The following is a 21673-nucleotide window of genomic DNA, read 5'->3' as shown; positions in this document are numbered from 1 at the left end:
TACTTTGCGGGAGGTAGATTAGAAGATGGCACATCAATTACCTGCACTGCCTTATGCGAACAACGCACTTGAGCCCCACATTGACGAAATGACGATGATGATTCACCACGATCGTCACCACAACACTTACGTAACGAACCTGAACGCAGCGCTGGAAGCTCACGCCGATCTTCAATCCAAAAGCGTGGAAGAGCTGATCTCGAACCTGGACGCTCTGCCGGAAGGCATCCGTACTGCCGTTCGCAACAACGGCGGCGGCCATGCAAACCACTCCCTCTTCTGGGAAACGATCGGACCGAACGGCGGCGGCGCACCAAGCGGCAAGCTTGCTGATGCGATCAACGCTGAGCTCGGCGGTTTCGACAAGTTCAAGGAAGACTTCGCAAAAGCGGCAACAACCCGTTTCGGCTCCGGCTGGGCCTTCCTGTCCGTAACCAAAGACGGCAAGCTCAAAGTAGCTTCCCTGCCTAACCAGGACAGCCCGATCATGGAAGGCGAAACGCCGGTCCTCGGTCTGGACGTATGGGAGCACGCTTACTACCTGAAATACCAGAACAAGCGCCCTGACTACATCGCGGCCTTCTGGAACGTTGTCAACTGGGAAGAAGTCGGCAAGCGTTACGAAGCGGCAGCGAAGTAATTCGCGCGAAACGAATAGAATGCAGAAGACCCGCCGGATTATTCCGGCGGGTCTTCTTTGCGCTTGCGCTGCTGCGGCGCCGCAGTGCGACAAGGAAATATTGGGGATGCGGCGTCCGGGCTAAGCGCTTCTAACGTTCCGAGAACACCAGCCGCAGGCCGATGGCCGCATACAGCACCGCTTTGGCTTTGTGAATCCAGGGAGGCATGCCCTTCCCCCCGGTCAGCCTGCCGGCCAGCCAGCCCGCACACAGCGAGACCAGGGTAAAGATCAGCATTGCCTGCACCATGAAGACCGCACCGAGGACGATCATCTGGACAGCCGGCTCCCCGCCCTGCGCCGACACAAACTGCGGGAGCAGCGCGAGAAAGAACAGCGACACCTTGGGGTTGAGCACATTCATAAGAATGCCCCGGCGGTACAGCGCCCCGGCCGCCTGGGCCGGCGGGCTGGCGAGCCCTGCGGCGCCGCTCCCTTCCTTCCAGGCCATCCAGGCCAGATAGAGCAGGTAGGCCGCACCGGCATACTTCACCAGCTGAAACAGGATGAGCGAATTATACAGCAGGGCCGACAGGCCGACGGCGGCTGCGAACGTGTGGGCCACCACGCCGGTGCTCAGGCCAAGCCCCGTGATGACGCCGGCCTTCCTTCCGTTGGTGAGGCTCTGGGCTATGACGAAAAGCAGATCCGGCCCGGGGGCCAAGGTTAGCAGGACGGCAACCGCCGTGAAAGACAAGAGCAGTACGGGATCCAAGCAGAGTCAGCTCCTTGGGCCTCTCGGCCCGGCAGAATGGATTTTATAAAATTTTCTATAGTATAAAAAGAAAATCTGGCCCCCCGGTCCCAAGACCGATATAATCTTAGTATTCTCTTCTTAACAGAAGTACGACCGGAAAAGAGTGAAGCCACCTTTATGAGCAACCTGATATCTCTTCTGCAGAATGTCCCCCTGTTCCAGGACTTGTCCGTCACGGAACTGGAATCGATCGCTCCGCTCTTCCAGGAGCGCAAGTACAAGAAAGGAACCATCCTGTTCCTGGAAGGGGACCTTGGTGAAGAATTCTATCTGATCGGCAGCGGGGTCGTCAAGATCTACCGGATCGACAATTACAAGGAGATCATTCTGTCCCTGTTCCGCCAGGGCGATTTCTTCGGTGAAATGTCGCTGATTCAGAAGGGGCTCCAGCGATCCGCCGCCGCCGAGACTCTCGAAGCCTGCTCGATCTACACCCTGATGCGTTCCGACTTTGCGAGCTTCATGGAGAACAGCCCCAAGCTGTGCATGAGGCTGCTTGAAGTCACCATGGAGCGGCTGCGCAAAGCCAACGAACAGATCTATAACCTGACCTTCCTGGATGTGCGGACACGCACGATCAAGGTCATCTCCCAGCTGGCCGAAGAGCACGGCCTGCAGCGCTCCAGCGGGTACCTCATCAACATGAAGCTGACTCATCAGCAGCTCGCCAATATGGTCGGCACGGTACGCGAGTCCGTCACCAAGGTGCTTCAGGAGCTCCAGGAGGACGACATCATCACGATCGACAAGAAATACATTATGGTCAAAGATCCCGAGCGGATGGCCAAACTCATCTACTGACCGCCGGCCTTTTTCCTTTCACTAACGCCCAACCCCCTCCAAGCACGGATTGCCGGAGGGGGTTTTTGGTCCGTTATTGCAGAGCTTAAGAGGCACCTTCCCGTTCCTTGAAGTAAGCCTTCAGGATGCGCAGGAACACATTCGGAAAGGCATACTGCTCCATCTCCTCCCGGGTGATCCAGCGGTAGTGGGACGGCAGCGGCGCCGAGGATTCGGGAAGCAGCGACGGGTTGTCCACCGTGCCGAGGAAGACGTCCAGCTCCCAATGAATGTGGCTGAATGTGTGCTCGGCCGGCATGAACCACCGCAGCTCCCCGAGACCCAGCCCGTCCGCGTCCAGATGCTCCGCCAGCGCTTCGTGGGCGGGAGCGGGATCCGGCCCCTGCGCCGTATCTCTCCCGTCCGTGCCGGTGCCGGGAGCCAGGGCATGGGGCAGCTCCCACATCCGCGCGAGCAGCCCCTCCGCCGGCCTCTGGCGGATCAGGACGCGCCCCGCCTGCCCGCCAGTGCCCTCGAGCAGGGCAACATACCGGCTCTCCGGCCGGGGCGGCTTCGCCTTCTTCTTCACCGGCAGCTCCGCCTCCATGCCTGCGGCCCGGCCGGAGCAGTGCAGCATGACCGGACAGGTCAGGCAGTGCGGCGACTTCGGCGTACAGACCATGGCCCCGAGCTCCATCAGGCCCTGGTTGAAATCACCCGCAGCCCCTTCGGGAATGAGCTCTTTGGCCAGCTTTTCCATCAGGACCCGGGTGCTGCCCTTCATGATGTCCTCTTCGATCAGGAAGTAGCGCGAGAGCACCCGCATGACATTGCCGTCCACCGCAGGCTCCGGCTTGTTGTAGGCAATGCTGAGAATGGCGCCCGCCGTATACGGCCCCACTCCTTTGAGGGCAAACACTTCCTCCTTGGTATCCGGCACGACGCCCCCATAGCGCTCCTGCACTTCCCGGACAGCGCTCTGCAGATTGCGGGCCCGTGAATAGTAGCCAAGCCCCTCCCAGGCCTTCAGCACCTCGTCCTCCGGCGCTTCGGCCAAGGCCTCCACGGTAGGGAATTTGTCAACGAATCTATGAAAATAAGGGATGACGGTCTCGACTCTCGTCTGCTGCAGCATGATCTCCGAGATCCAGATATGATACGGATTACGGCTGCGCCGCCAAGGCAGATCGCGCTTGTGCCGGCGGTACCACGACAGCAGCTTTTCCGAGAAATATTGCTTTTGTTCTGTACTGTACATGAGTTCTCCTTCGCTTTGCACACGTTGTCAGGCTATAATGGAGAGAAGCAAATCCGAAGCGAAAAGAGGACAAGCCGATGCTGACTCCCGGAGAACTGGCCGCGCGCCTCAACAAGCTGGTCGTCTCAATCCTGCTCGTCGGCCACCAGAAGTGCGAGAGCCACTGGCATCAGAAATCCCGTTCAATCAAATATCATTCCGTCTGGCTCATCATCAAAGGCAGAGGCACCTTCACCATCGGCGGCACCCATTATCCGGCCGAGCCCGGCAAGCTGTTCTGCTTCACGCCCGGCATGGTGGTGGAACGGACGACCGATCCCGAGCAGCCGCTCGAATACTACTTTCTCCGCTTTCATTATACGGAATGTTACGAGGAGAAGGAACAATGGATTTACAGGAATGCCGCCGAGTCCAAGTTCCCGCTCGAGGGGATGTATACGGTAACGAACACGCCGCAGCTCATCTACCAGATGGAGCAGCTCGACCTTCTGTGGAAGCGCCGGGGGCATATGACCGCCATGCGCCGCAAAATCGTGCTCCAGGACTTCTTCCTGACCCTCGTGGCCGACTTCCGGGCACAGAAGATCGCCGGGGATACGACCGCCGCGATCGAGCTCACCCAGGACTATATGATCGGGCATTACCGGGAGCCGCTCACCTTGGAGACGCTTGCCCAGATGGCCGGCCTCAGCGTGAGCCATTACTCCCGCCTCTTCAAGAAATACATCGGTTACAGCCCGATCGATTACCTCACCCACCTGCGGGTCGACCGGGCGAAGGAGCTGCTCGTTCTCTCCGATTACCGGCTGAAATCCATTGCGGGCAGCGTCGGTTATACGGACGAGTTCTATTTCTCGCGCATCTTCAAGAAAGTGACGGGCGAATCGCCCCGGGAGTATGCCAAAAAGCACCGTTTCTTCCCCACTTCCTGAGAACCCCTGTGAGGTTTGACTTTGCCTTCGAAGAAAGTGTACGCTACCTATACATAGAAGCATGAGCCGTGATGAAATGAGGTGGCCCGATGAAACAAGGAGATCTGATCGCGAGGAGCGCCTCGGGCCCGGCCCTGCGCTCCGCCCTCCGGGACCGCCACCGCCTGGCTGCGGCATCGTATGCTCCCTGGCTGCTCGTCTGGGGCGCCGAACGGGCCGTGAATGCGGGACTGCGGTTTGCGGAGCCTTGGCGGGAGGCGGGCCGGCTGCCGGCAGGCCTCTTCCTGGCGGCGCTGCTTGTTTCCCTTAGCCTGCTGCTGTGGGAGAAGCTCCGCCGCAGGGCACCTGCCGGCGTTCCCGCGCGGCTGCTGCCGGCCACGCTGGTCCGGAGCCTCGCCGTGGTCCTGGGGCTCTCCGCCCTGTACCTTGCCGGCTCCCGAATGAGTCTGTGGGGACTGACTCCTTACGACAGCGCCCTGCTGCCGGGCTTCGTGCTGGCATCCGCCTATCTCGTGCTCGGCAGGCGGCTCGGATGGCCGCTGACGGTGCTGGGCGTATGGATGCTGGCTCTCACGGCGGTAACCGCGTGGAAGTATCTCGGCTTCGCCCCCATTCTGGTGTCCGGCCTCGGCGGCTTGTCCCTGATGGCGGTGGCAGGCCTGCTTCGTTTATGGACAAGGGGGATGCGATACCAATGATAATCAAGAAGACCATTCAAATTGTGCTGCTGATCGGCGCCGCGGCCGCCATGCTTGCGGCCTGCGGGCCCAAGAACAGCCCCGAGCCGTTCGGCGGCGGCAAGAATGCGGCCGACACCGCCGCAGCGGCCAAAGCCATGGAGGGCGCTTCCGAGCCCGTACAGGCACTGTATAAGCAGCGGTGCCTCTCCTGTCATGGAGGCGCGCTCGAGGGCAAGGTTGGGCCGAGCACCAACCTGCAGCAGGTGGGCGGCCGGTTCACCAAGGAGCAGATCGCCGCGCAGATCGCCCGCGGAGGCGGCGGCATGCCCGGCTTCCAGGACAAGCTGAGCGCCGAGGAAATCGAAGGCCTGTCCGCCTGGCTGGCCGGCAAGAAGTAACGCGGTCATGACGCACGCATCAAAAAGAACCTCCCTTTCCGTTCTGGATGGGGAGGTTCTTTGATGTCCGCATGCCGTGCTCAGCCGGAGAGGCGCAGCCCCTGCGGATCCGGGCCCGCTTCCCGGCGGCTGCCAATGCTTGTCCGGTTACGCCCTCAGCTCAGCCATCGCGTAGGCCATGGCCGCCGTGTCGCTGTGCGTGATGCTGAGGTGCACGATCAGGCCGCGCACGTCGGTGCCTCCGGCGGCCAGGCGCCCGAGCGAGGCCTCGGACAACCGGCAGTGAGGCTTGCCCTTGGCGTCCGGGAGCACTTCGATGTCGCCGAAGCCCACCTCCCGGCCGATGCCGCAGCCCAGCGCCTTCACGACCGCTTCCTTCGCGGCGAAACGCCCGGCGGTGAATTCGGCGAGCCTGCCGCCGCGTCCCGCGGCCAGCTCCCGCTCCGCCGGCGTAAGGACGCGCTGCAGGAACCGCTCGCCGGATGGCTGCTTCAATATCGCCTGCACTCGGGCGATATCCAGAAGATCTGTTCCAATGCCGATGATCATGGAATGGGGTCCTTTCTTTACGCTCTTTTGGTACAATGAGGATTGCATTCATCGTATCGGATCTTGCGAGTGAGTTCAAGGAGGACTGGAAAAGCATGGAGCATAGAGACAAAGTGCGTCTGCTGGAAGCGGACCGCCGTTATGTGTGGCATCCGTTCACCCAGATGAAGGATTATGCCGAGAGGGACCCGGTGCTGATCGAGCGGGCCGAGGGGGTCTTCCTGTACGATGCGGACGGGAAGGCCTACTATGACACGAACTCTTCCTGGTGGGTGAACGTTCACGGCCACGCGCATCCCCGGATCCGCGAGGCCGTGAACCGGCAGATGGCGAAGATGGATCATGTCATGTTCGCGGGCCTCACGCACGCCCCCGGCATTGAACTGGCCGAGCGGCTGACGGCGCTTACCCCGGACGGGCTGACGAAGGTCTTCTACTCGGACAACGGCTCCACGGCGGTGGAAGTGGCACTGAAAATGTCGTTCCAGTACTGGCAGCAGACCGGCTGTCCCGACAAGACGACCTTCGCCTATGTCGAGCACAGCTATCATGGGGATACGATCGGAGCGGTCAGTGTCGGCGGCGTGGACCAGTACCACTCCGTCTTCCGGCCGCTGCTCTTCGGCGCCCATAAGGTGCCGTCGCCCGATCCCCGTGGACGGCAGGACGGCGATGCGGAAGCAGCAGCCGCTCAAGCGCTGGAGGCGGTACGACACCTCTTCGAGGCTTCCGCCGGCGAGATCGCGGCGCTCATCGTCGAGCCGATGATCCAGGCGGCCGGCGGAATGATCCTGCATCCGGCCTCCTACGTCAGGGGCCTGCGCGAGCTGTGCACGCAGTACGGCGTGCATCTCATCGCCGACGAGGTGGCCGTCGGCTTCGGCCGGACCGGCCGCATGTTTGCCTGCGAGCATGCGGGGATCTCCCCCGACTTCCTGTGCCTCTCCAAGGGCCTGACCGCCGGCATGCTTCCGCTCTCCGTCACCATGACCACCGCCGGCATCTATGATGCTTTCTACGACGACTACGCCAAGCTCAAGACGTTCACGCACGGCCACAGCTTCACCGGCAACCCGCTGGCCTGCGCCGTCGCCCTCGAATCCCTGCGGATCTTCGAGGAAGAGGGCGTCCTTGAGCAGGCCGCCGCCGCGGCTTCGCACCTGCAACAGGCAGCCGCCCGGCTGGCCGCTGATCCGGGCGTCGCGCATCTCCGCGGCCTCGGGATGGTGGCCGCCTTCGATCTCTACCGGGACCGGGACTCCGGGGAGCGCTATCCTTGGGAGGAGCGCATCGGCTTCCGGGTCTACGAAGAGGGACTGCAGCAGGGCCTGTTCCTCCGTCCCCTGGGCGATACGATCTACTTCTGGCTGCCGCTCTGCACGACGGCCGCGCAGATCGACGACATTCTCGGCCGTACGGAGAAGGTGCTGCAGCGGATGAGCCGCTAAGTCCAAGTGCGTCCCAAGCCCCTCCGGCCCCCCGGGTTGTCCGTCATATTTCCCTCCCGCTCGACATATTCGTGAAGTGGAGCCCATAAGGCCAGGGAGGGATAACATCATGATCACCCGTCATAACAAGCTGCAAATTGAACTGCCGAAGTCGCCTTACTCCGACCCCAATGCGGCGTCTGCCGTACAGGAGCTGCTCGGGGGCAAATTCGGCGAGATGTCGACGCTGAACAACTATATGTTTCAATCCCACAATTTTCGCGGCAAAAAGAAGCTGAAGCCGTTCTATGATCTCGTCGCCAGCATTACCGCCGAGGAGTTCGGCCATGTCGAGCTCGTCTCCCATACCATCAACATGGTGCTGACCGGCGAGAGGCGCGATACGTATCCCGGCGACCCGGATATCGGGCCGATGCGCAATGCGAAGGACAAACGCTACAGTCTGCACTTCATCCCGAATGCGCAGACGGCCTATGTCGCCGACTCCCAAGGACGCCCCTGGGTCGGGGATAACGTCTTCAACAGCGGTAATCTCGTGCTCGATCTGCTCCATAACTTTTTCCTCGAGTGCGGAGCCCGAACCCACAAGATGCGGGTCTACGAGATGACCGACCACCCTACGGCCCGGCATATGATCGGTTATCTGCTTGTCCGCGGGGGCGTACATATCATCGCCTATGCCAAGGCTCTGGAGGTGGCGACCGGCGTGGATGTGACCAAGATGCTCCCGATCCCGAGCCTCGAGAACAAATACTTCGATGAGGCCCGCAAATTCGAGGCGATCGGCGAACACCGGAAGCTCTACACCTTCTCGCCGGACGATTACCGCGACATCGCACTGATCTGGAAGGGACAGCATCCGGAGGACGGGTCACCGCTCGAGACGGTCTTCGGCTCACCTCCGGGGGCACCGATTCCCGACCTGCCGGAGGTGCCCGAAGAGTTCGCCCCGGGCATCTCGGCCGAGGACTTCCTGCAGATCGCGAAACGTCTGCAGAGCAATGCCGGGATGAAATAACACGCCTCCGCTGTCCCCCGCACCACACCCTTCGCCAACATCAAACAACCCTCTCCCGTAAGGGAGAGGGTTGTCCTTTTGGCCGGCCATTAGATGCCCGGAATGTCTATTAGATGCCCGGAATATCGGTGCGCTTATGCTCCGTGCGCAGGTAGTGCTTCTCCAGCTTCTCGCGGACTTCATCCGCAATCTGCTTGCCTTCGAGATAGTCGCTGTTATCCTCGTAGGTGATGCCGAGCTCTTTCTCGTCGGTCTGGCCTTCCCACAGGCCCGCCGTAGGCGCCTTGTCCAGCACGCTCTTCGGCACACCCAGCTCGCGGGCCAGCGCCCGCACCTGACGCTTGTTCAGCGTCCGCAGCGGCGTAATGTCAACGGCACCGTCTCCCCACTTCGTGAAGAAGCCGGTAATGGCTTCGGACGCATGGTCGGTCCCCACCACGAGCAGGTTCAGATCGAAGGCGAGTGCATACTGCACAACCATCCGCGTACGGGCCTTGATGTTCCCCTTGCCCCCGCGGCTGACATGCTGGTGGACGCCGATCGACTTGAGCGCATGCTCAGTCTCCAGGGCCATCTCGTTCACCGCTTCCTCGATGTTCGTCTCGACCTTGTACTTCAAGTTGAACGCTTCCGCCGTGGCATAGCTGTCGGCGATATCCTCCTGCGTGCCGTAAGGCTGGAAGACGCCGAGCGTCTTGTACTCGCGGCCCTTCTCTTCAGTCAGCTCGTCAGTTGCACGCTTGCACAGCCCCGTAGCCACTGCGCTGTCGATCCCCCCGCTGATGGCGATCAGCAGCCCGTCGACTCCCGCCTTCAGCACATACTCCTTCAGAAAATCCACGCGCTTGCGGATCTCTTCCTGTACATTGATCTCTGGCTTCACGCCCAGCTTGGCAATGATCTCCTGCTGCAGACTCATCGCGAGCACCTCTCCTTCTTCTATCTCCGTGACGGGGCGGGTTCCTCTGAAAAGTCCTGCTGTCCATGCTTATGTATTTTCCCGCTGTCAAGTTTCCTTACAGTATACCATGATTCTCTTCATAGGTTAAACGGCTTGGCCCCTTCTGAAACAGGAACCGTTTCCATTCATCCCATATGCCCGCGGCACAAAAAAAACTCCCGGGGGATCCTGAGAGGATCCGGCGGGAGCGCTGCGCACTTATTTGCAGTAGGTCTCGAAAGCGCCGATCAAGTCGTTCGCGATCATCTCGGCGGACCGGTCTTCGACCTGGTGACGCTGGATGAAGTGAACGAGCTCGCCGTCTTTCATCAGAGCGATGGACGGGGAGGACGGCGGGTACGGTGCGAAGAATTCGCGCGCCTTCGCTGTCGCTTCTTTGTCCTGGCCCGCAAAGACCGTATACAGGTGGTCCGGCTTCACTTCATGCTGAAGTGCCTTGGTCACGCCCGGGCGGCATTGGCCCGCCGCACAGCCGCAGACGGAGTTGACGACAACCAGGGCCGTGCCCTTCATGTTCTCGAGCGCTTCCGTTACTTCCTCAGGGGTGCGAAGCTCCTGGATGCCGATCCGAGTCAGCTCGTCTCTCATCGGCTGCACCATATCCATCATGTATCTCTCAAACGACATGGACATTGTTCTGCTCACTCCTTCGATCCCATGTTCCGCAGGGGACATTTGTGTTATGTCCTATTATACATCGGGTCATCGGGAAAGCAAAGGGCTGCAGGCGCAGGGCCTGCAGCAGACAAGAACCGGTGCCTCAGCGGCCGTCCTCGCTGCGCTGCGGGTCCGCTTCCCCCGGCTGGAACGCATCGTAGGCGACATCCTTGTCCGGATGCATAAAGCGGTCGGCCTTCGGCGGAATGCCCCGCTCGAAGATATCCCGGTTCTCCGCCGTCTGGAAGCCCACGTCCTTATACGGGTGAACCCACTCGTCTCCGGACATGATGGACGGGTCGGTATCCTTGCTCCACTGCTCCAGCGGAGAATTCGCGGAAGTGTAGTCGTGGTCGCCGATCAGCACCCCGTGCTCGTTCACGAAGGCTTCCCGGGGACCGCGGCCCGACTGGTATTCCGGCTTGAACTCGATTTCGAAGGGATCGAGCGCCGGGTCATTTTTGGCGTTGTACTCTATGTCGGTGTTCACATGGTCGTAGCCCTCGGGGTCGTGTCCCCCGGGGCGGTTAGGGGTCGTCACGGAACGTGCCTCCTTATTCAGCCGGACGGTTAGGTCCGCTCAGCCGTTTATCCATCACTCCCGCAGCATTGGCCTGCCCGTTGCTGTTCTCGTGCATCTCCTGCTCTTTGGAATTGTTCGAGCGGTTCTTCTTGTTCTTCGCCATAGTCTCATCTCCCTTCTAATGCCTAGTATGCGGCAGCCTGCCGTCAATCCATGCGGAAAGCGCACCCGCAGAAAATGGAAGCGTCGAGCTCCCGGCCGGGGAAAGAAGCGGATTGGACAAGGGGCGTGTTGGGCCCGTAAAACGACAAAAGCCCCGACCGGATGGCGAGCAGCCAAGGTCAAGGCTTATGGGTGTAATGCATGTTCTGCGGTGGGAACCTATATCGTGCGCCGGCAGTCAACTCCTGCAGCGTCGAACCGTCAACCCCTCATCTTGCTTGTTGAATCTGTCATGATACTGTGAAACTAAAACAATGAAAGCCCTGCCTCTCTTCCATCCTTGCGGCTCCGAAGACCGCGCCAGTGTGAATCAGTACAAACCACAGTTGAACATTCATGGGAATCCTTAAGAATTGTCATTCGATGTGCGGTGAATCATGGAAAGTGGGTTAAAAATTCGAGGGGATTCAAATTCATAGGGGTTATTTGAGGTTCCTTCTTTTGCAAAGCATAACACCTATCATACTACCAATATCGGCATAAGTCAATGAAAAGTGAAGAGCAGGCACAAAAAAAAGGGGCCCTCAGCCCCTGCTTTCTCCTCTCAGCTCCTCCAGATTCCAGGTCTGGATCCCGTTATCTTCAATAATGCCCAGGGTCACGTCCGCTATATCGATATCCGCCAGCAGCTTGTCCCGTACACGGAACTTGATGTCATCCGCCTCGGCCAGAGCCAGTCCCCGCCGCAGCTCGATGTAACCGTCCACGTGGTAGAAACGCCCCTCCTGGATGATCCGCAGCGTGTTGATATCCCGCACGTCCGGGTCCCCGAGAATCAGCTCCGAGACCTTGGTCTCCACTTCGACCGGAGCGGCGACGCCGATCAGACCGGCCATATTGTCGAACCCGACCTTAAAGGCCACAATCACCATTAACAGCCCGATCAGAATGGTGGCGATCCCGTCAAAGACCTTCAGCGGCGTAAACTCCGCAATAACTACGGCGGCTAACGCGAGCACCGCACCGGTCGTGGCCACAATATCTTCATAGAAGACCAGACGTGTCGGCGGTGCGGCACGCCCCACATTCCGGAAGGCCGCCGGGATGACGTCCATTCCGTGTGCCTCCACCCGGGTTTCTTTGAGAATCTCATGCATGGCCTTGATCAGCACCCCGCCGTCCACCGCAATGGCGGCCAGCAGGATAACAAAGGAAAGCCAGAAGCCTTCCGACTCCGCCGGATGCTGAAGCAGATGGAAGCCCTCCTTGACCGTCTCGTAGGCCATCACGGTCACCACAATCACAGCGATCATGCAGAAGATGTTGATGACGCGGCCGAATCCGGCCGGGAACCGCTTGGTGGGCTTGCGCTCCGCCAGCACACTGCCCGCGAACACGAAGCCCTGATTCACCGCATCCGCTATAGAATGCATCGCGGAAGCGAACATGGCGCCGCTGCCGCTGAAGAACGCCGCCACCCCCTTGAGGACCGCCAGCCCGGCATTGCCAAGCGCCGCGATCCCCGAGGACGTATTCCCCTTCCGGATTGCCTGCCACAGGTTCGGCATACCACTCACTCCTTTGCCATCGTTTTGAGGGAAGAAGAGACTCGGGCTGCTCCATCCAACGTTTCGTATGGAAGAGAAAAGGGTAAATACCCTTAAACTAACAGCCTGAAAATCATGATTTTGAACAAATTCGGTCAAATTAACAGCGTACAGGGGGAAAACGGTCATTCCCCGGATGAAACGCGGCTGCAGCATCTTCTGCATGCACCGCAAGCACTCTCTCGTCGTTTGAGCGCCTTTTCCCGATTCGGTATAATAATTTATAAACATTCTTTATGCCGGTCAAACTGGATCTTGTCCAAAAAAATTGCTTTGTTCAAGGAGGTGTACCTATCCGCCTCACGCAGGGGATAGGGAATGATTGAGTAGTGACCCGTTACCTTTATTGCTTAACGTGGTTTTGATCGTGGTGCTTGTACTTCTGAATGGTTTCTTTGTCGCTGCCGAATTCGCAATGGTGAAAGTAAGGAACAGCCGCATCGATGTGCTGGCGCAATCGGGCAATCTCAGCGCGCGTCTGGCCCAGAAGATTATGGCCAACCTGAATGCCTACCTCTCCGCCTGCCAGCTTGGCATCACCCTGGCCTCTCTCGGCCTCGGCTGGGTCGGGGAACCGGTCATTGCGGATGCTCTGGAGCCCGTCCTCAAGGGCTGGCTGGGACTCAGCGATACGGTGGTGCATACGGTATCGTTCCTGGTCGCCTTCTCCCTGATCACGACGCTGCATATCACGCTCGGTGAACAGTTCCCGAAGACGTATGCCATCCGGCAGTCCGAGAATGTGACCCTGTGGGCGGCCATGCCCCTGGTCGTGATGTACAAGGTGATGTACCCGTTCATCTGGATCCTCAACGGCATCTCCAACTGGATGCTGAAACGGGTGGGCATCGAGCCTGCGACCGAGCACGAGTCGGCCCATACGGATGAAGAAATCCGTGTGCTGGTGAAGGAAAGCCACAAAAGCGGGTTTATCGATAACACCGAATTGACACTGTTTGATAATATATTCGAATTCTCGGAAACGAACGCGAGAGAGATCATGATCCCGCGGACGGAGATGGGCTGCCTGTATGCCAATCTCTCGTTCCAGGAGAACCTGGATATTGCCCTGAACGAGATGCGCACCCGCTACCCGGTCTGCGATCCCGACAAGGACAATATCATCGGCTTCGTGCATATCAAGGATCTGCTGAAGGCCCAGGGCAAGGTGGATGACATCCGTTCGATCGCCCGCCCGATTACGAAGGTGCCGGAATCGATGCCGATCTCCACGCTGCTCAAGCTCATGCAGAAGAAAAAAGGCCAGATTGCCCTGCTCATCGATGAGTATGGCGGAACTTCGGGTCTCGTGACGATCGAGGACATCCTTGAGGAGATCGTCGGTGAGATCCAGGATGAGTTCGACCCGGATCCGCGCCCAAGCGTCGAGATTCGTGACGATGATTCTTATTCCATCGACGGCCGGCTGCTGATTGACGAAGTCAACGAACAGTTCGGGCTGGAGATTGAATCGGAGGACTACGATACGATCGGCGGATGGATCTATTCGCAGGTCGAAATTCCTCCGAAGCAGGGCCAGAGCATCCGCTACGGCGATACCTACGAGTTCGTGATCGAGGAAACCGACGATCTGCGGATCGCGCGGCTGACGGTGAAGAGGCTGGAAGCCCAGCAGACTCAGTCGGCTTAGCGCTGAGCAGAGTCCCCTTCGGAAGCACTCAGCCTTCGCCCGGCATCATATAAAATAATAAGCCCCTCCGGCTCTACCGGCAGGCATCGATCAGGATGACCCGCCCCGGACCGCAGAGGGGCTTATTTTATATACCGAATTAAATTCATCCAGTAAAGAGCAAAAACGGCCGTTCCCTTATGAGCTCTGGGAACAGCCGTTTTTCACCTTACTTATTCGTTTTGAAGCGTGCGAGCACTTCGTTCAGTTCCTCGGCCAAGTGCGCCAGGGACTGGGAAGAGGCGCTGATCTCCTGCATCGAGGCCAGCTGCTGCTGGCTTGCAGCCGCATTGGTCTGCGAAGCGGTGGCGATCTGCTCGGAAGCCGTGCTCACCGTCTCGATCGTCGCCGTCATCTCTTCGCTGGAAGCAGTCATGTCCTCGACGGAATGCGTCACCTCTTCCACCTTCACGGATACCGTCTGGATCGACTCCTTGATCTCAGTGAACGCATCTCGTACGTCCTCCGCCTTGCGAATGCCTTCGTAGACTTTGTCTGTTCCTCTTTCAACGGAGAGAATGACTTTGTCCGTATCGCGCTGAATCGATTCGACCAGCGAAGTGATCTGGGCGGCCGACTGGACCGACTGCTCGGCCAGCTTGCGCACCTCACCTGCAACGACGGCGAACCCTTTGCCATGCTCCCCTGCGCGAGCCGCCTCAATAGCCGCATTGAGCGCAAGCAGGTTCGTCTGATTCGCTATACCGGTGATCAGCGTAACGATGTTGCCGATCTGCTTGGACTGCTCGCCCAGCATCCGGATCATCCGGGAAGACTCCTCGGAGGTCTGGTTGATCTCGTTCATCTGCTCGGCGATGGCCTGCACGGCTCTGCCGCCGCGGTCGGACAGCTCGTTGGTTTCGCGGACCATGGTCAGCATAATCTCGCCGTTGCCCGAAATCTGCTGCATACCGGCCGAAACCTCAGACAGGGCATTGAAGAGCTCTTCGACACTCTGCATCTGTTTCTCCGTATAATCCGATGCCTCCTGCGAGCCGTCTGCGACCGACTCCGCCGCCTTCGAGCTCTGCTCGGCCGAAGCCAGAAGCTGTTCCGCCGAAGCGGCCACCATCTCGGAGGACACCTTGATCTGCGATACCATCGCATTCATATCGGCTGTCATCCGGTTGAAGGCCTCTGCCAGCTGCCCGATTTCATCACGACTCTTGACCTTGAGCGGTTCCACGGTGAGATCCCCTGCAGCCACACGTCCGAGCGCCTCAGAGGCTTGAATCATCGGGCGGGAAATGTTCCGGGCGATCAGGTAGGCCATGACCAGACCGATCAGGATTGCAGCTGCGATGACCGTGAAGATCACCCCGCGTGCGCTCTCGTTCGTCTCGGCCGCCAGCTTGGCCAGGCGGACAGCTCCGTCGTCGTTAAACTTGGTGACCTTGTCCAGAATCTCGTTGGAAGCCCTCAGGCGGTCCGTAAGGCTCTTAATCATGTTGTTGACCTCACCGATGCGCGAACCGACCCCTGCCTCCAGGTTCACGTCGGCTGCCAACTTCTTGCTCTCTTCGATAGCCGATTTCAAACCGGAGATTTCTTTCTTCAGCTCCTCGAAATTGTGCCGGTCCTCCGGATACAGCTCATCCAGGATGGTTGCCTCGTAAGCGGCCATCTCCGTATCAATCTGTTTGAAATGTTCATCGATCTGCTTCGTCAATTCCGTCGCTCGCTGCACATCAGACTCTACCACGACCAGGAACATCTTGGAGACAATCTCTTGCGTCACCGATTCGATCTCCTTACTGGTCGACACGCCCGGCATCCAGGACACATTCATCTCCTCCGCCTGCTTGTACAGCCGGTTCATCTGATTCACACCGAACAAGCCGACCACGAGCAGCAGGACAAGCAGCAGGGCAAAGCCCCCGAATATTTTTTTTCCTACGGTCATCTTCACGTTCCTGTTCCTCCTTGGTTTGCAATCCATATACCTATGTTTCGGAAGAACGCCCCGCTCATTTTAGTGATAATCATTACCTCCCGCCCCCCGCAAGAAAAAAACAGACCGTCTTCCATCCCTGGAATGCTCTCCAAGGAGGAACGGTCCGGTTCATCTGTTCATTATGCTTAAGGAAGAAGAAGCCGCTGCAGGCAGCCCTTCGTGTTAGTGATTATGGATTCGAAGCTCACTAAGCTGCCGCCAGAGCTGTCTCAAGCGGTTCTTGTTGCTCGTTACCGCTACTTTGGTCAGCTCGAGGGCTTCGGTATTCTGCGTAACCACACCCAGCAGGGTGGTGTTCTTCTGGGTCAAGCGGACAATCCGCTGCTCCATCGCATCGAGCAGCATACAGTCACGCTGCTGGTACTGCCAATCGGGGGATTCCACGGAAGTAAGGGTCATGTCCCAACTGATCGCTCCTTTAAAGTGAGGGTCATTTTCCTGCATTATAATACGGAAGTGAAATCAAATTATGTCGCAACGCGCTGTCCGGGGGACACTATTTTTGTCGGGCCCTCTGCCGGCACCGTGACTCCCGTTCCAAAAAAGGGTAAGATAAAGGGCATATCCCAAGTGAAACAAGGAGCAGTACGGACTATGAGCTACGATGTCATTATCATTGGCGGGGGACCCTCCGGTCTCATGGCGGCCATCGCAGCGTCCCGGCACGGTGCCCGGACACTGCTCATCGACAAGGGGGACAAGCTCGGACGCAAGCTCGGCATCTCGGGCGGCGGGCGGTGCAATGTCACGAATGCCAAGGACCCCGAGGAGATCATCAAGCATATCCCCGGCAACGGCCGGTTTCTCTACAGCGCCTTCGCAACATTCAGCAACCGCGACATTATTGCCTTCTTCGAGGACCTCGGCATTGCCCTGAAGGAGGAAGACCGGGGCCGCATGTTCCCTGTCAGCGACCGGGCGAAGACCGTGGTCGACGCTCTCGTCGGCCAGGTGCGCCGGCAGGGCGTTACGATTCGGGTGAACACGCCCGTCAAACGGGTGATGTACCGGGACGGTGCCGTCGCCGGGGTCGAGCTGCGCGGCGGGGAGCGGATTGAGTCCCGGGCGGTGATTATCGCCACGGGAGGCAAGTCGGTGCCGCAGACCGGCTCGACGGGCGACGGGTATCCGTGGGCGGAGGAAGGCGGCCACACCATCACCGAGCTGTACCCGACCGAGGTGCCGCTGACCTCGCGCGAGAGCTTCATCAAGAGCCGCGAGCTGCAGGGGCTGTCGCTGCGGGACATCACGCTGTCAGTCTGGAACCCAAAGGGGAAGAAGCTCATCGAGCATGAAGGCGATCTGCTCTTCACCCACTTCGGCCTCTCGGGCCCGGTCGCGCTGCGCTGCAGCCAGTTCGTCGTGAAGACCAAAAAGCAGTTCAATGTGCCCACGGTCCGCGTCACCATCGACATGTTCCCGGACCGCTCGGCGGACGAGCTCTATACCGAAACCCTGCGGCTCGCCGAGCAGGAGCCGAAGAAGGCAGTGAAGAACGTGCTGAAAGGCACCCTCCCCGAGCGGATGATCCCTTTGATCCTGACGAAGGCGGGACTCAAGGAGGAGACCACGTTCGCCAACATTCCGAAGCAGCCTTGGCTCGAGATGGCGAAGCTGCTCAAAGCTTTTCCCGTCGAAGTCAACGGCACCCTGTCGATCGAAGAAGCCTTCGTCACAGGGGGCGGCGTCAATCTCAAAGAAGTGGATCCCCGCACCATGGAGTCCAAGCTGACCGGCGGCTTGTTCTTCTGCGGGGAAGTGCTCGACATCCACGGGTACACCGGGGGCTATAACATCACCGCCGCCTTCACGACCGGCTATACGGCCGGCAAGAGTGCAGCGGAGAACTGTGGAAGCTGACGCTTCCTGCGGGATGAATGGGAACATGCGTGTTCGGCTTCTCCATGGGATCATGGGAAGGCTGCACCCGCAGTCCGGTTTGAAGGCCTTACCTTAAGGGGTAAGGCCTTTTTGCGGTATGCCGCGTTCTGTTCAAGGCAGACGCCTGGCAGAATGATCGTGGACGACGGTCTGCTGAACGGTACTATAGAAAGTTAGTACTTCTGTTCTGACGGAGATCCCGTATACTAAATTTAGAACCAAGTACTAAGATCATCTAACAAAACAGCAGTTCCAATCTATTGCGTTCATGTTAAACCAACTATCGTTCCGCCCAATAGGAGGATGCTCTCATGCCTGTCATCTTATGGATTCTCAAATGGTGTCTTACCGCAGCCTTCCGTCTCAAAGTCAAAGGGCTCGAGAAGCTCGACTTCTCCGGCCCGGCGATCCTGATGCCGAACCATCTCTCGCTGCTGGACGCCGTGCTGCTCGCCCTCTATCTGCCGAAGGAAGTGACCTTCGTCGTCAATACCCGGATCGCCGCGCGGTTCGCGCCGTTCATCCGGCTCCGCCGCCATATTACCGTCGATCCGCTGAACCCCTACTCCGTACGCCGAATGGTGAAGGTGGTCGCCGGCGGCACGCCGCTGCTGCTCTTCCCGGAAGGCCGGATTACGACGACCGGCGGCCTGATGAAAATCTACAGCGGGGTCGGCTATATCGCCCTGCGGACCGGAGCCGCCCTGTACCCGATCGCCTTGAACGGGCTGGAACGGTCCAAGGCTTCCTATCTGGGCCGCAAGCTGCGGACCGTCTGGTTCCCGGCCGTCTCCATCGATGTTGGCGAACCGCTGCGGATCGAATGGGACCGCAGCCAAAGCATGCGGCGGCAGAAGGAAGCCGCGGCCGACCGGATCGGGCGCGCCCTGCAGGAGCAGCTGCTGCGCAGCCGGCTGAAGCCGGAGGCGAACCTGTTCGACGAAGTGCTCGAAGCCGGCCGCCGGCATGGGCTTGGAGCTGCCGCCTGCGAGGATCCGTCCGGCGTGCTCTCCTACCGGAAGCTGCTGACCGGAGCTTACGCGCTGAGCCGCGGGCTTGCCCCCCTGCTGCAGGGACAAAAGACCGCAGCTGTACTGCTGCCGAACGCATCCGCTGGTGCCGTTACGCTGCTCGCCCTGTTTCGTCTCGGCCGGACGCCGGCGCTGCTCAACTTCTCGGCCGGACGCCAGGCCGTTCTGGATGCCTGCGAAACGGCCGAAGTCCGCACGGTGCTGACTTCGCGGACGTTCATCGAGAAGGCGGGCCTTGAAGCGATGGCAGCGGATCTCAGCAGCCGGGTGCGGGTCATCTACCTCGAGGACCTGAAAGCCTCCTTGGGAGCGGTCGTGAAGCTTGGGGCTCTGCTCGATCTCTTCCTCGGTAGAAAAGCTGCAAGCGGAGCCGGACTGCCCACGGTGATTCTGTTCACCTCCGGCAGCGAGAGCAAACCCAAGGGTGTCGTGCTCAGCCATGGCAATCTGTATGCCAATGTTCAGCAGGCCCGGGCGTCGATCGACTTTACCTCCTCCGATTCCGTGTTCAATGCGCTGCCGCTGTTCCACAGCTTCGGCCTGACGGCCGGCACGCTGCTTCCGCTCCTGACGGGGATGCGGGTCTACCTGTACCCGAGCCCGCTTCATTATAAAGTCATCCCGGAGCTGGTCTATGACCGCAACGCCACGATCCTGTTCGGCACTTCGACCTTCCTGGCCGCTTACGGCCGGACGGCTCATCCATACGACTTCCATGCCCTGCGCTACGTCGTAGCCGGAGCCGAAAAGCTGAAGGATGAGGTCCGTACGCTGTGGAACGACAAGTTCGGCATCCGGATTCTCGAGGGCTACGGTGCCACCGAGACCGCTCCCGTCCTGTCGCTGAACACGCCGCTGCATTACCGCAAAGGCACCGTGGGCCGGTTCCTCCCCGGCATCGAATACAAACTCGAATCCGTACCCGGCGTGCCGGGCGGAAGCCTGTACGTCAAAGGACCGAATGTCATGCAGGGATACCTGCTTCACGGCAAGGGCTTCACTCCCTGCCCCGAATGGTACGGTACGGGAGATATCGTAGAGCTCGACGGCGACGGGTTCGTGAGCATCGTCGCCCGGCTGAAGCGCTTCGCGAAGATCGGCGGCGAGATGATCTCGCTGAACGCCGTCGAGCAGGCCGCGGCCGACTGCTTCGGCGATGAAACCGCAGCCGCGGTCGCCCTGCCCGATCCCCGCAAGGGAGAGCGCATCGTGCTGTTCCACACCCGTCCGGGGGCAGAACGTGCTCGACTCTCCGCCTATCTAGCGGATAAAGGCATCACCTCACTGCTGCTCCCCGAACGGCTCGTCTGTGTCGCCTCCCTGCCGCTGCTCGGCAGCGGCAAGACCGACTACGCCTCGCTTCAGCGCATGGCGGCAGAGCTGGCCCGTCCGGGTGCTTCCGGACCGCAAACCCATATTCCACCGAAAGAAGCGTGACCTTCATGAACCGCATTTCTTCTTCCGTCTCCCGCTCCCTGCGCTCGCTGTACGTTTCCCAGTTTCTCAGCGCTTTTGCCGACAATGCCGTGTTCTTCGTGATTCTGGGCGTGCTCTCGGCCCGGGGTTCCGCGAATCCGGAAGAAGGCATGCTGGGCGTACAGCTCGGCTTCCTGCTGGCTTACGTGGTTCTGGCCCCGTTCGTCGGCACCTTCGCGGATAAGAACCGCAAGTCCCGCGTGCTCCTCATCGGCAACCTGCTCAAGACGGCCGGGACCCTGCTGCTCTTCACCTCTTTCCCTCCTGCCGCCGCCTATGCGCTGGTCGGAGTCGGCGCGGTCGTCTTCTCTCCCGCCAAGTACGGGGTGCTGACCGACATTACCGGGGAGGACAAAGCCCAGCTCTACCGCGCCAACGGCAACCTCGAGTCTTACACGATCCTGGCGATCCTGCTCGGCACCGTGGCCGGGGGCTGGCTCGCCTCCCTTGCCCCGGCGCTGGGGATTACGGTCTGTGTGCTGCTGTACCTTGCCTCTTCGGTGCTGACACCGCTGATCTCCTGCCGGGAAGGCAATCCGGAGCTGCGCTACGGCGCTTCCGCCGCTTCCTTCTTCCGCGAAGTGCGAATCCTGTTCGCGGAGCCGAAGTCCCGCTTCTCCCTGGTCGGCACCAGCGCCTTCTGGATGACCTCCTCGGTGCTGCGGATCACCTTCCTGATCTGGATCGCCCAATATCTCGGCGTGCAGAATCAGCTTCTGCAGTCGGGGATCATCGGGGCCACGGGCGTTGGCATCGTCATCGGCGCTCTGCTGACTCCGCGGCTTGTACGGATTGAGAAGTTTTACCGTGCTTACCTGTTCGGTTTCCTGATGCTGGCGGCGATTCTGCTCGCTCTTCTGCCGGTGCATCTCGTACTGACGATCATCCTGCTGCTGCTCATCGGTATCCTTGGCGGCTTGTTCATCATCCCGATGAATACGGTGCTTCAGGATCAGGGCAAAAACCTCGTCGGTTCCGGCAAAACCATCGCCATCCAGAACTTCAGCGAGAACCTCTTCATGATCGGGGGCGTCGGCCTCGCCAAGCTGCTCATCGCCGGCGGCTTGAACGTCTCGCTGACGACAGCCGGCATCGCGCTGGTGTTCGGCGCCCTGGTCTGGTACCTGAAAGGCATGGTACCGCGGCTGAAGCAGGCGGTGTAACATCAAAAGGGCCCCGGGCTCGGCAGTTTGAACTGCTGAGCTCGGGGCCCTTTTGGGTGTTGATTGTTT

The 21673-nt window shown here is 59.7% G+C and carries 21 protein-coding genes; 11 read left to right on the top strand and 10 right to left on the bottom strand.

Features of this window, described 5'->3' with window-relative positions:
- Positions 1-25 precede the first annotated feature (25 nt).
- Positions 26-640, top strand: coding sequence for a superoxide dismutase (locus PM3016_RS02465; RefSeq protein WP_013914321.1), 615 nt, complete (start codon positions 26-28; stop codon positions 638-640).
- Between the two features lie 130 nt (positions 641-770).
- Here PM3016_RS02465 and PM3016_RS02460 read toward each other — a convergent pair whose 3' ends face one another.
- Positions 771-1394, bottom strand: a complete 624-nt coding sequence (locus PM3016_RS02460) for a LysE family translocator (protein ID WP_014368323.1) — start codon at positions 1392-1394, stop codon at positions 771-773.
- 159 nt (positions 1395-1553) lie between these two features.
- On the opposite strand from PM3016_RS02460, the gene PM3016_RS02455 reads away from it, so the two are divergent.
- On the top strand, positions 1554-2237 hold the full coding sequence (locus PM3016_RS02455) for a Crp/Fnr family transcriptional regulator (RefSeq protein WP_013914319.1): 684 nt from the start codon (positions 1554-1556) through the stop codon (positions 2235-2237).
- 85 nt (positions 2238-2322) lie between these two features.
- Here the strand turns inward: PM3016_RS02455 and mutY are convergent, their stop codons facing one another.
- A complete protein-coding gene (gene mutY / locus PM3016_RS02450) occupies positions 2323-3474 on the bottom strand; it encodes an A/G-specific adenine glycosylase (protein ID WP_014368322.1) in 1152 nt (383 codons plus the stop codon).
- 77 nt (positions 3475-3551) lie between these two features.
- Between mutY and PM3016_RS02445 the strand changes: the two genes are divergently transcribed.
- The 3 genes from PM3016_RS02445 (at position 3552) to PM3016_RS02435 (ending at position 5484) form a co-directional block, all read left to right on the top strand.
- On the top strand, positions 3552-4406 hold the full coding sequence (locus PM3016_RS02445) for a helix-turn-helix domain-containing protein (RefSeq protein ID WP_014368321.1): 855 nt from the start codon (positions 3552-3554) through the stop codon (positions 4404-4406).
- A gap of 89 nt (positions 4407-4495) precedes the next feature.
- Positions 4496-5104 carry a hypothetical protein gene (locus tag PM3016_RS02440; protein WP_014368320.1) on the top strand — a complete coding sequence of 203 codons (609 nt, stop codon included), beginning with the start codon at positions 4496-4498 and terminating at the stop codon, positions 5102-5104.
- Positions 5101-5484 (top strand): c-type cytochrome, encoded by a 384-nt coding sequence (locus tag PM3016_RS02435; RefSeq protein ID WP_014368319.1) that lies wholly within the window; start codon positions 5101-5103, stop codon positions 5482-5484. Before PM3016_RS02440 ends, PM3016_RS02435 begins: the two co-directional genes overlap by 4 nt.
- A gap of 147 nt (positions 5485-5631) precedes the next feature.
- On the opposite strand, the gene acpS is transcribed toward PM3016_RS02435, so the two are convergent.
- On the bottom strand, positions 5632-6033 hold the full coding sequence (gene acpS, locus PM3016_RS02430) for a holo-ACP synthase (protein ID WP_014368318.1): 402 nt from the start codon (positions 6031-6033) through the stop codon (positions 5632-5634).
- 95 nt (positions 6034-6128) lie between these two features.
- Between acpS and bioA the strand changes: the two genes are divergently transcribed.
- Both bioA and PM3016_RS02420 read left to right on the top strand, forming a co-directional pair.
- Positions 6129-7481 (top strand): adenosylmethionine--8-amino-7-oxononanoate transaminase, encoded by a 1353-nt coding sequence (gene bioA / locus PM3016_RS02425; protein ID WP_014368317.1) that lies wholly within the window; start codon positions 6129-6131, stop codon positions 7479-7481.
- Positions 7482-7590: 109 nt separating this feature from the next.
- Positions 7591-8499, top strand: coding sequence for a manganese catalase family protein (locus PM3016_RS02420; RefSeq protein ID WP_013914311.1), 909 nt, complete (start codon positions 7591-7593; stop codon positions 8497-8499).
- A gap of 109 nt (positions 8500-8608) precedes the next feature.
- Here the strand turns inward: PM3016_RS02420 and nadE are convergent, their stop codons facing one another.
- The 5 genes from nadE to PM3016_RS02400 all read right to left on the bottom strand — a co-directional run bounded on the left by nadE (position 8609) and on the right by PM3016_RS02400 (position 12370).
- Positions 8609-9418 (bottom strand): ammonia-dependent NAD(+) synthetase, encoded by an 810-nt coding sequence (gene nadE / locus PM3016_RS02415; RefSeq protein WP_014368316.1) that lies wholly within the window; start codon positions 9416-9418, stop codon positions 8609-8611.
- Positions 9419-9658: 240 nt separating this feature from the next.
- A complete protein-coding gene (locus PM3016_RS02410) occupies positions 9659-10093 on the bottom strand; it encodes a BrxA/BrxB family bacilliredoxin (protein WP_013914309.1) in 435 nt (144 codons plus the stop codon).
- A 127-nt stretch (positions 10094-10220) separates the two neighbouring features.
- Positions 10221-10658, bottom strand: a complete 438-nt coding sequence (locus PM3016_RS02405; protein ID WP_013914308.1) for a DUF3905 domain-containing protein — start codon at positions 10656-10658, stop codon at positions 10221-10223.
- 13 nt (positions 10659-10671) lie between these two features.
- A complete protein-coding gene (locus tag PM3016_RS40650) occupies positions 10672-10803 on the bottom strand; it encodes a hypothetical protein (protein ID WP_013914307.1) in 132 nt (43 codons plus the stop codon).
- A 583-nt stretch (positions 10804-11386) separates the two neighbouring features.
- A complete protein-coding gene (locus PM3016_RS02400; protein ID WP_014368315.1) occupies positions 11387-12370 on the bottom strand; it encodes a cation diffusion facilitator family transporter in 984 nt (327 codons plus the stop codon).
- Positions 12371-12755: 385 nt separating this feature from the next.
- Here PM3016_RS02400 and PM3016_RS02395 point away from each other — a divergent pair, with 385 nt between their 5' ends.
- A complete protein-coding gene (locus PM3016_RS02395) occupies positions 12756-14060 on the top strand; it encodes a hemolysin family protein (protein ID WP_016362264.1) in 1305 nt (434 codons plus the stop codon).
- 208 nt (positions 14061-14268) lie between these two features.
- Here the strand turns inward: PM3016_RS02395 and PM3016_RS02390 are convergent, their stop codons facing one another.
- A complete protein-coding gene (locus PM3016_RS02390) occupies positions 14269-16002 on the bottom strand; it encodes a HAMP domain-containing methyl-accepting chemotaxis protein (RefSeq protein WP_238540569.1) in 1734 nt (577 codons plus the stop codon).
- Positions 16003-16215: 213 nt separating this feature from the next.
- Positions 16216-16452: a hypothetical protein gene (locus PM3016_RS02385; RefSeq protein WP_014368312.1), complete on the bottom strand. Its 237-nt coding sequence runs from the start codon at positions 16450-16452 to the stop codon at positions 16216-16218.
- Between the two features lie 195 nt (positions 16453-16647).
- Between PM3016_RS02385 and PM3016_RS02380 the strand changes: the two genes are divergently transcribed.
- The 3 genes from PM3016_RS02380 (at position 16648) to lplT (ending at position 21604) form a co-directional block, all read left to right on the top strand.
- Positions 16648-17913 carry a BaiN/RdsA family NAD(P)/FAD-dependent oxidoreductase gene (locus tag PM3016_RS02380; protein WP_014368311.1) on the top strand — a complete coding sequence of 422 codons (1266 nt, stop codon included), beginning with the start codon at positions 16648-16650 and terminating at the stop codon, positions 17911-17913.
- A gap of 332 nt (positions 17914-18245) precedes the next feature.
- Positions 18246-20402, top strand: a complete 2157-nt coding sequence (locus tag PM3016_RS02375) for an AMP-binding protein (RefSeq protein ID WP_014368310.1) — start codon at positions 18246-18248, stop codon at positions 20400-20402.
- Positions 20403-20407: 5 nt separating this feature from the next.
- Complete coding sequence (lplT, locus tag PM3016_RS02370) at positions 20408-21604, top strand: lysophospholipid transporter LplT (RefSeq protein WP_014368309.1); 1197 nt, start codon at positions 20408-20410, stop codon at positions 21602-21604.
- Positions 21605-21673 lie beyond the last annotated feature (69 nt).

Origin of the sequence: Paenibacillus mucilaginosus 3016, assembly GCF_000250655.1 — a bacterium.
GTDB classification, from domain to species: domain Bacteria; phylum Bacillota; class Bacilli; order Paenibacillales; family NBRC-103111; genus Paenibacillus_G; species Paenibacillus_G mucilaginosus.
Note: the sequence above shows the minus strand (reverse complement) of the source record. Positions and strands in the feature narration are given on the sequence as shown.

Coding starts and splice junctions, on each gene's coding strand:
- PM3016_RS02465 (WP_013914321.1), top strand. CDS start 26: ATGGCACATCAATTACCTGCACTGCCTTATGCGAACAACGCACTTGAG.
- PM3016_RS02455 (WP_013914319.1), top strand. CDS start 1,554: ATGAGCAACCTGATATCTCTTCTGCAGAATGTCCCCCTGTTCCAGGAC.
- mutY (WP_014368322.1), bottom strand. CDS start 3,474: ATGTACAGTACAGAACAAAAGCAATATTTCTCGGAAAAGCTGCTGTCG.
- PM3016_RS02445 (WP_014368321.1), top strand. CDS start 3,552: ATGCTGACTCCCGGAGAACTGGCCGCGCGCCTCAACAAGCTGGTCGTC.
- PM3016_RS02440 (WP_014368320.1), top strand. CDS start 4,496: ATGAAACAAGGAGATCTGATCGCGAGGAGCGCCTCGGGCCCGGCCCTG.
- PM3016_RS02435 (WP_014368319.1), top strand. CDS start 5,101: ATGATAATCAAGAAGACCATTCAAATTGTGCTGCTGATCGGCGCCGCG.
- acpS (WP_014368318.1), bottom strand. CDS start 6,033: ATGATCATCGGCATTGGAACAGATCTTCTGGATATCGCCCGAGTGCAG.
- bioA (WP_014368317.1), top strand. CDS start 6,129: ATGGAGCATAGAGACAAAGTGCGTCTGCTGGAAGCGGACCGCCGTTAT.
- PM3016_RS02420 (WP_013914311.1), top strand. CDS start 7,591: ATGATCACCCGTCATAACAAGCTGCAAATTGAACTGCCGAAGTCGCCT.
- nadE (WP_014368316.1), bottom strand. CDS start 9,418: ATGAGTCTGCAGCAGGAGATCATTGCCAAGCTGGGCGTGAAGCCAGAG.
- PM3016_RS02410 (WP_013914309.1), bottom strand. CDS start 10,093: ATGTCCATGTCGTTTGAGAGATACATGATGGATATGGTGCAGCCGATG.
- PM3016_RS40650 (WP_013914307.1), bottom strand. CDS start 10,803: ATGGCGAAGAACAAGAAGAACCGCTCGAACAATTCCAAAGAGCAGGAG.
- PM3016_RS02400 (WP_014368315.1), bottom strand. CDS start 12,370: ATGCCGAACCTGTGGCAGGCAATCCGGAAGGGGAATACGTCCTCGGGG.
- PM3016_RS02390 (WP_238540569.1), bottom strand. CDS start 16,002: ATGACCGTAGGAAAAAAAATATTCGGGGGCTTTGCCCTGCTGCTTGTC.
- PM3016_RS02385 (WP_014368312.1), bottom strand. CDS start 16,452: ATGACCCTTACTTCCGTGGAATCCCCCGATTGGCAGTACCAGCAGCGT.
- PM3016_RS02380 (WP_014368311.1), top strand. CDS start 16,648: ATGAGCTACGATGTCATTATCATTGGCGGGGGACCCTCCGGTCTCATG.
- PM3016_RS02375 (WP_014368310.1), top strand. CDS start 18,246: ATGCCTGTCATCTTATGGATTCTCAAATGGTGTCTTACCGCAGCCTTC.
- lplT (WP_014368309.1), top strand. CDS start 20,408: ATGAACCGCATTTCTTCTTCCGTCTCCCGCTCCCTGCGCTCGCTGTAC.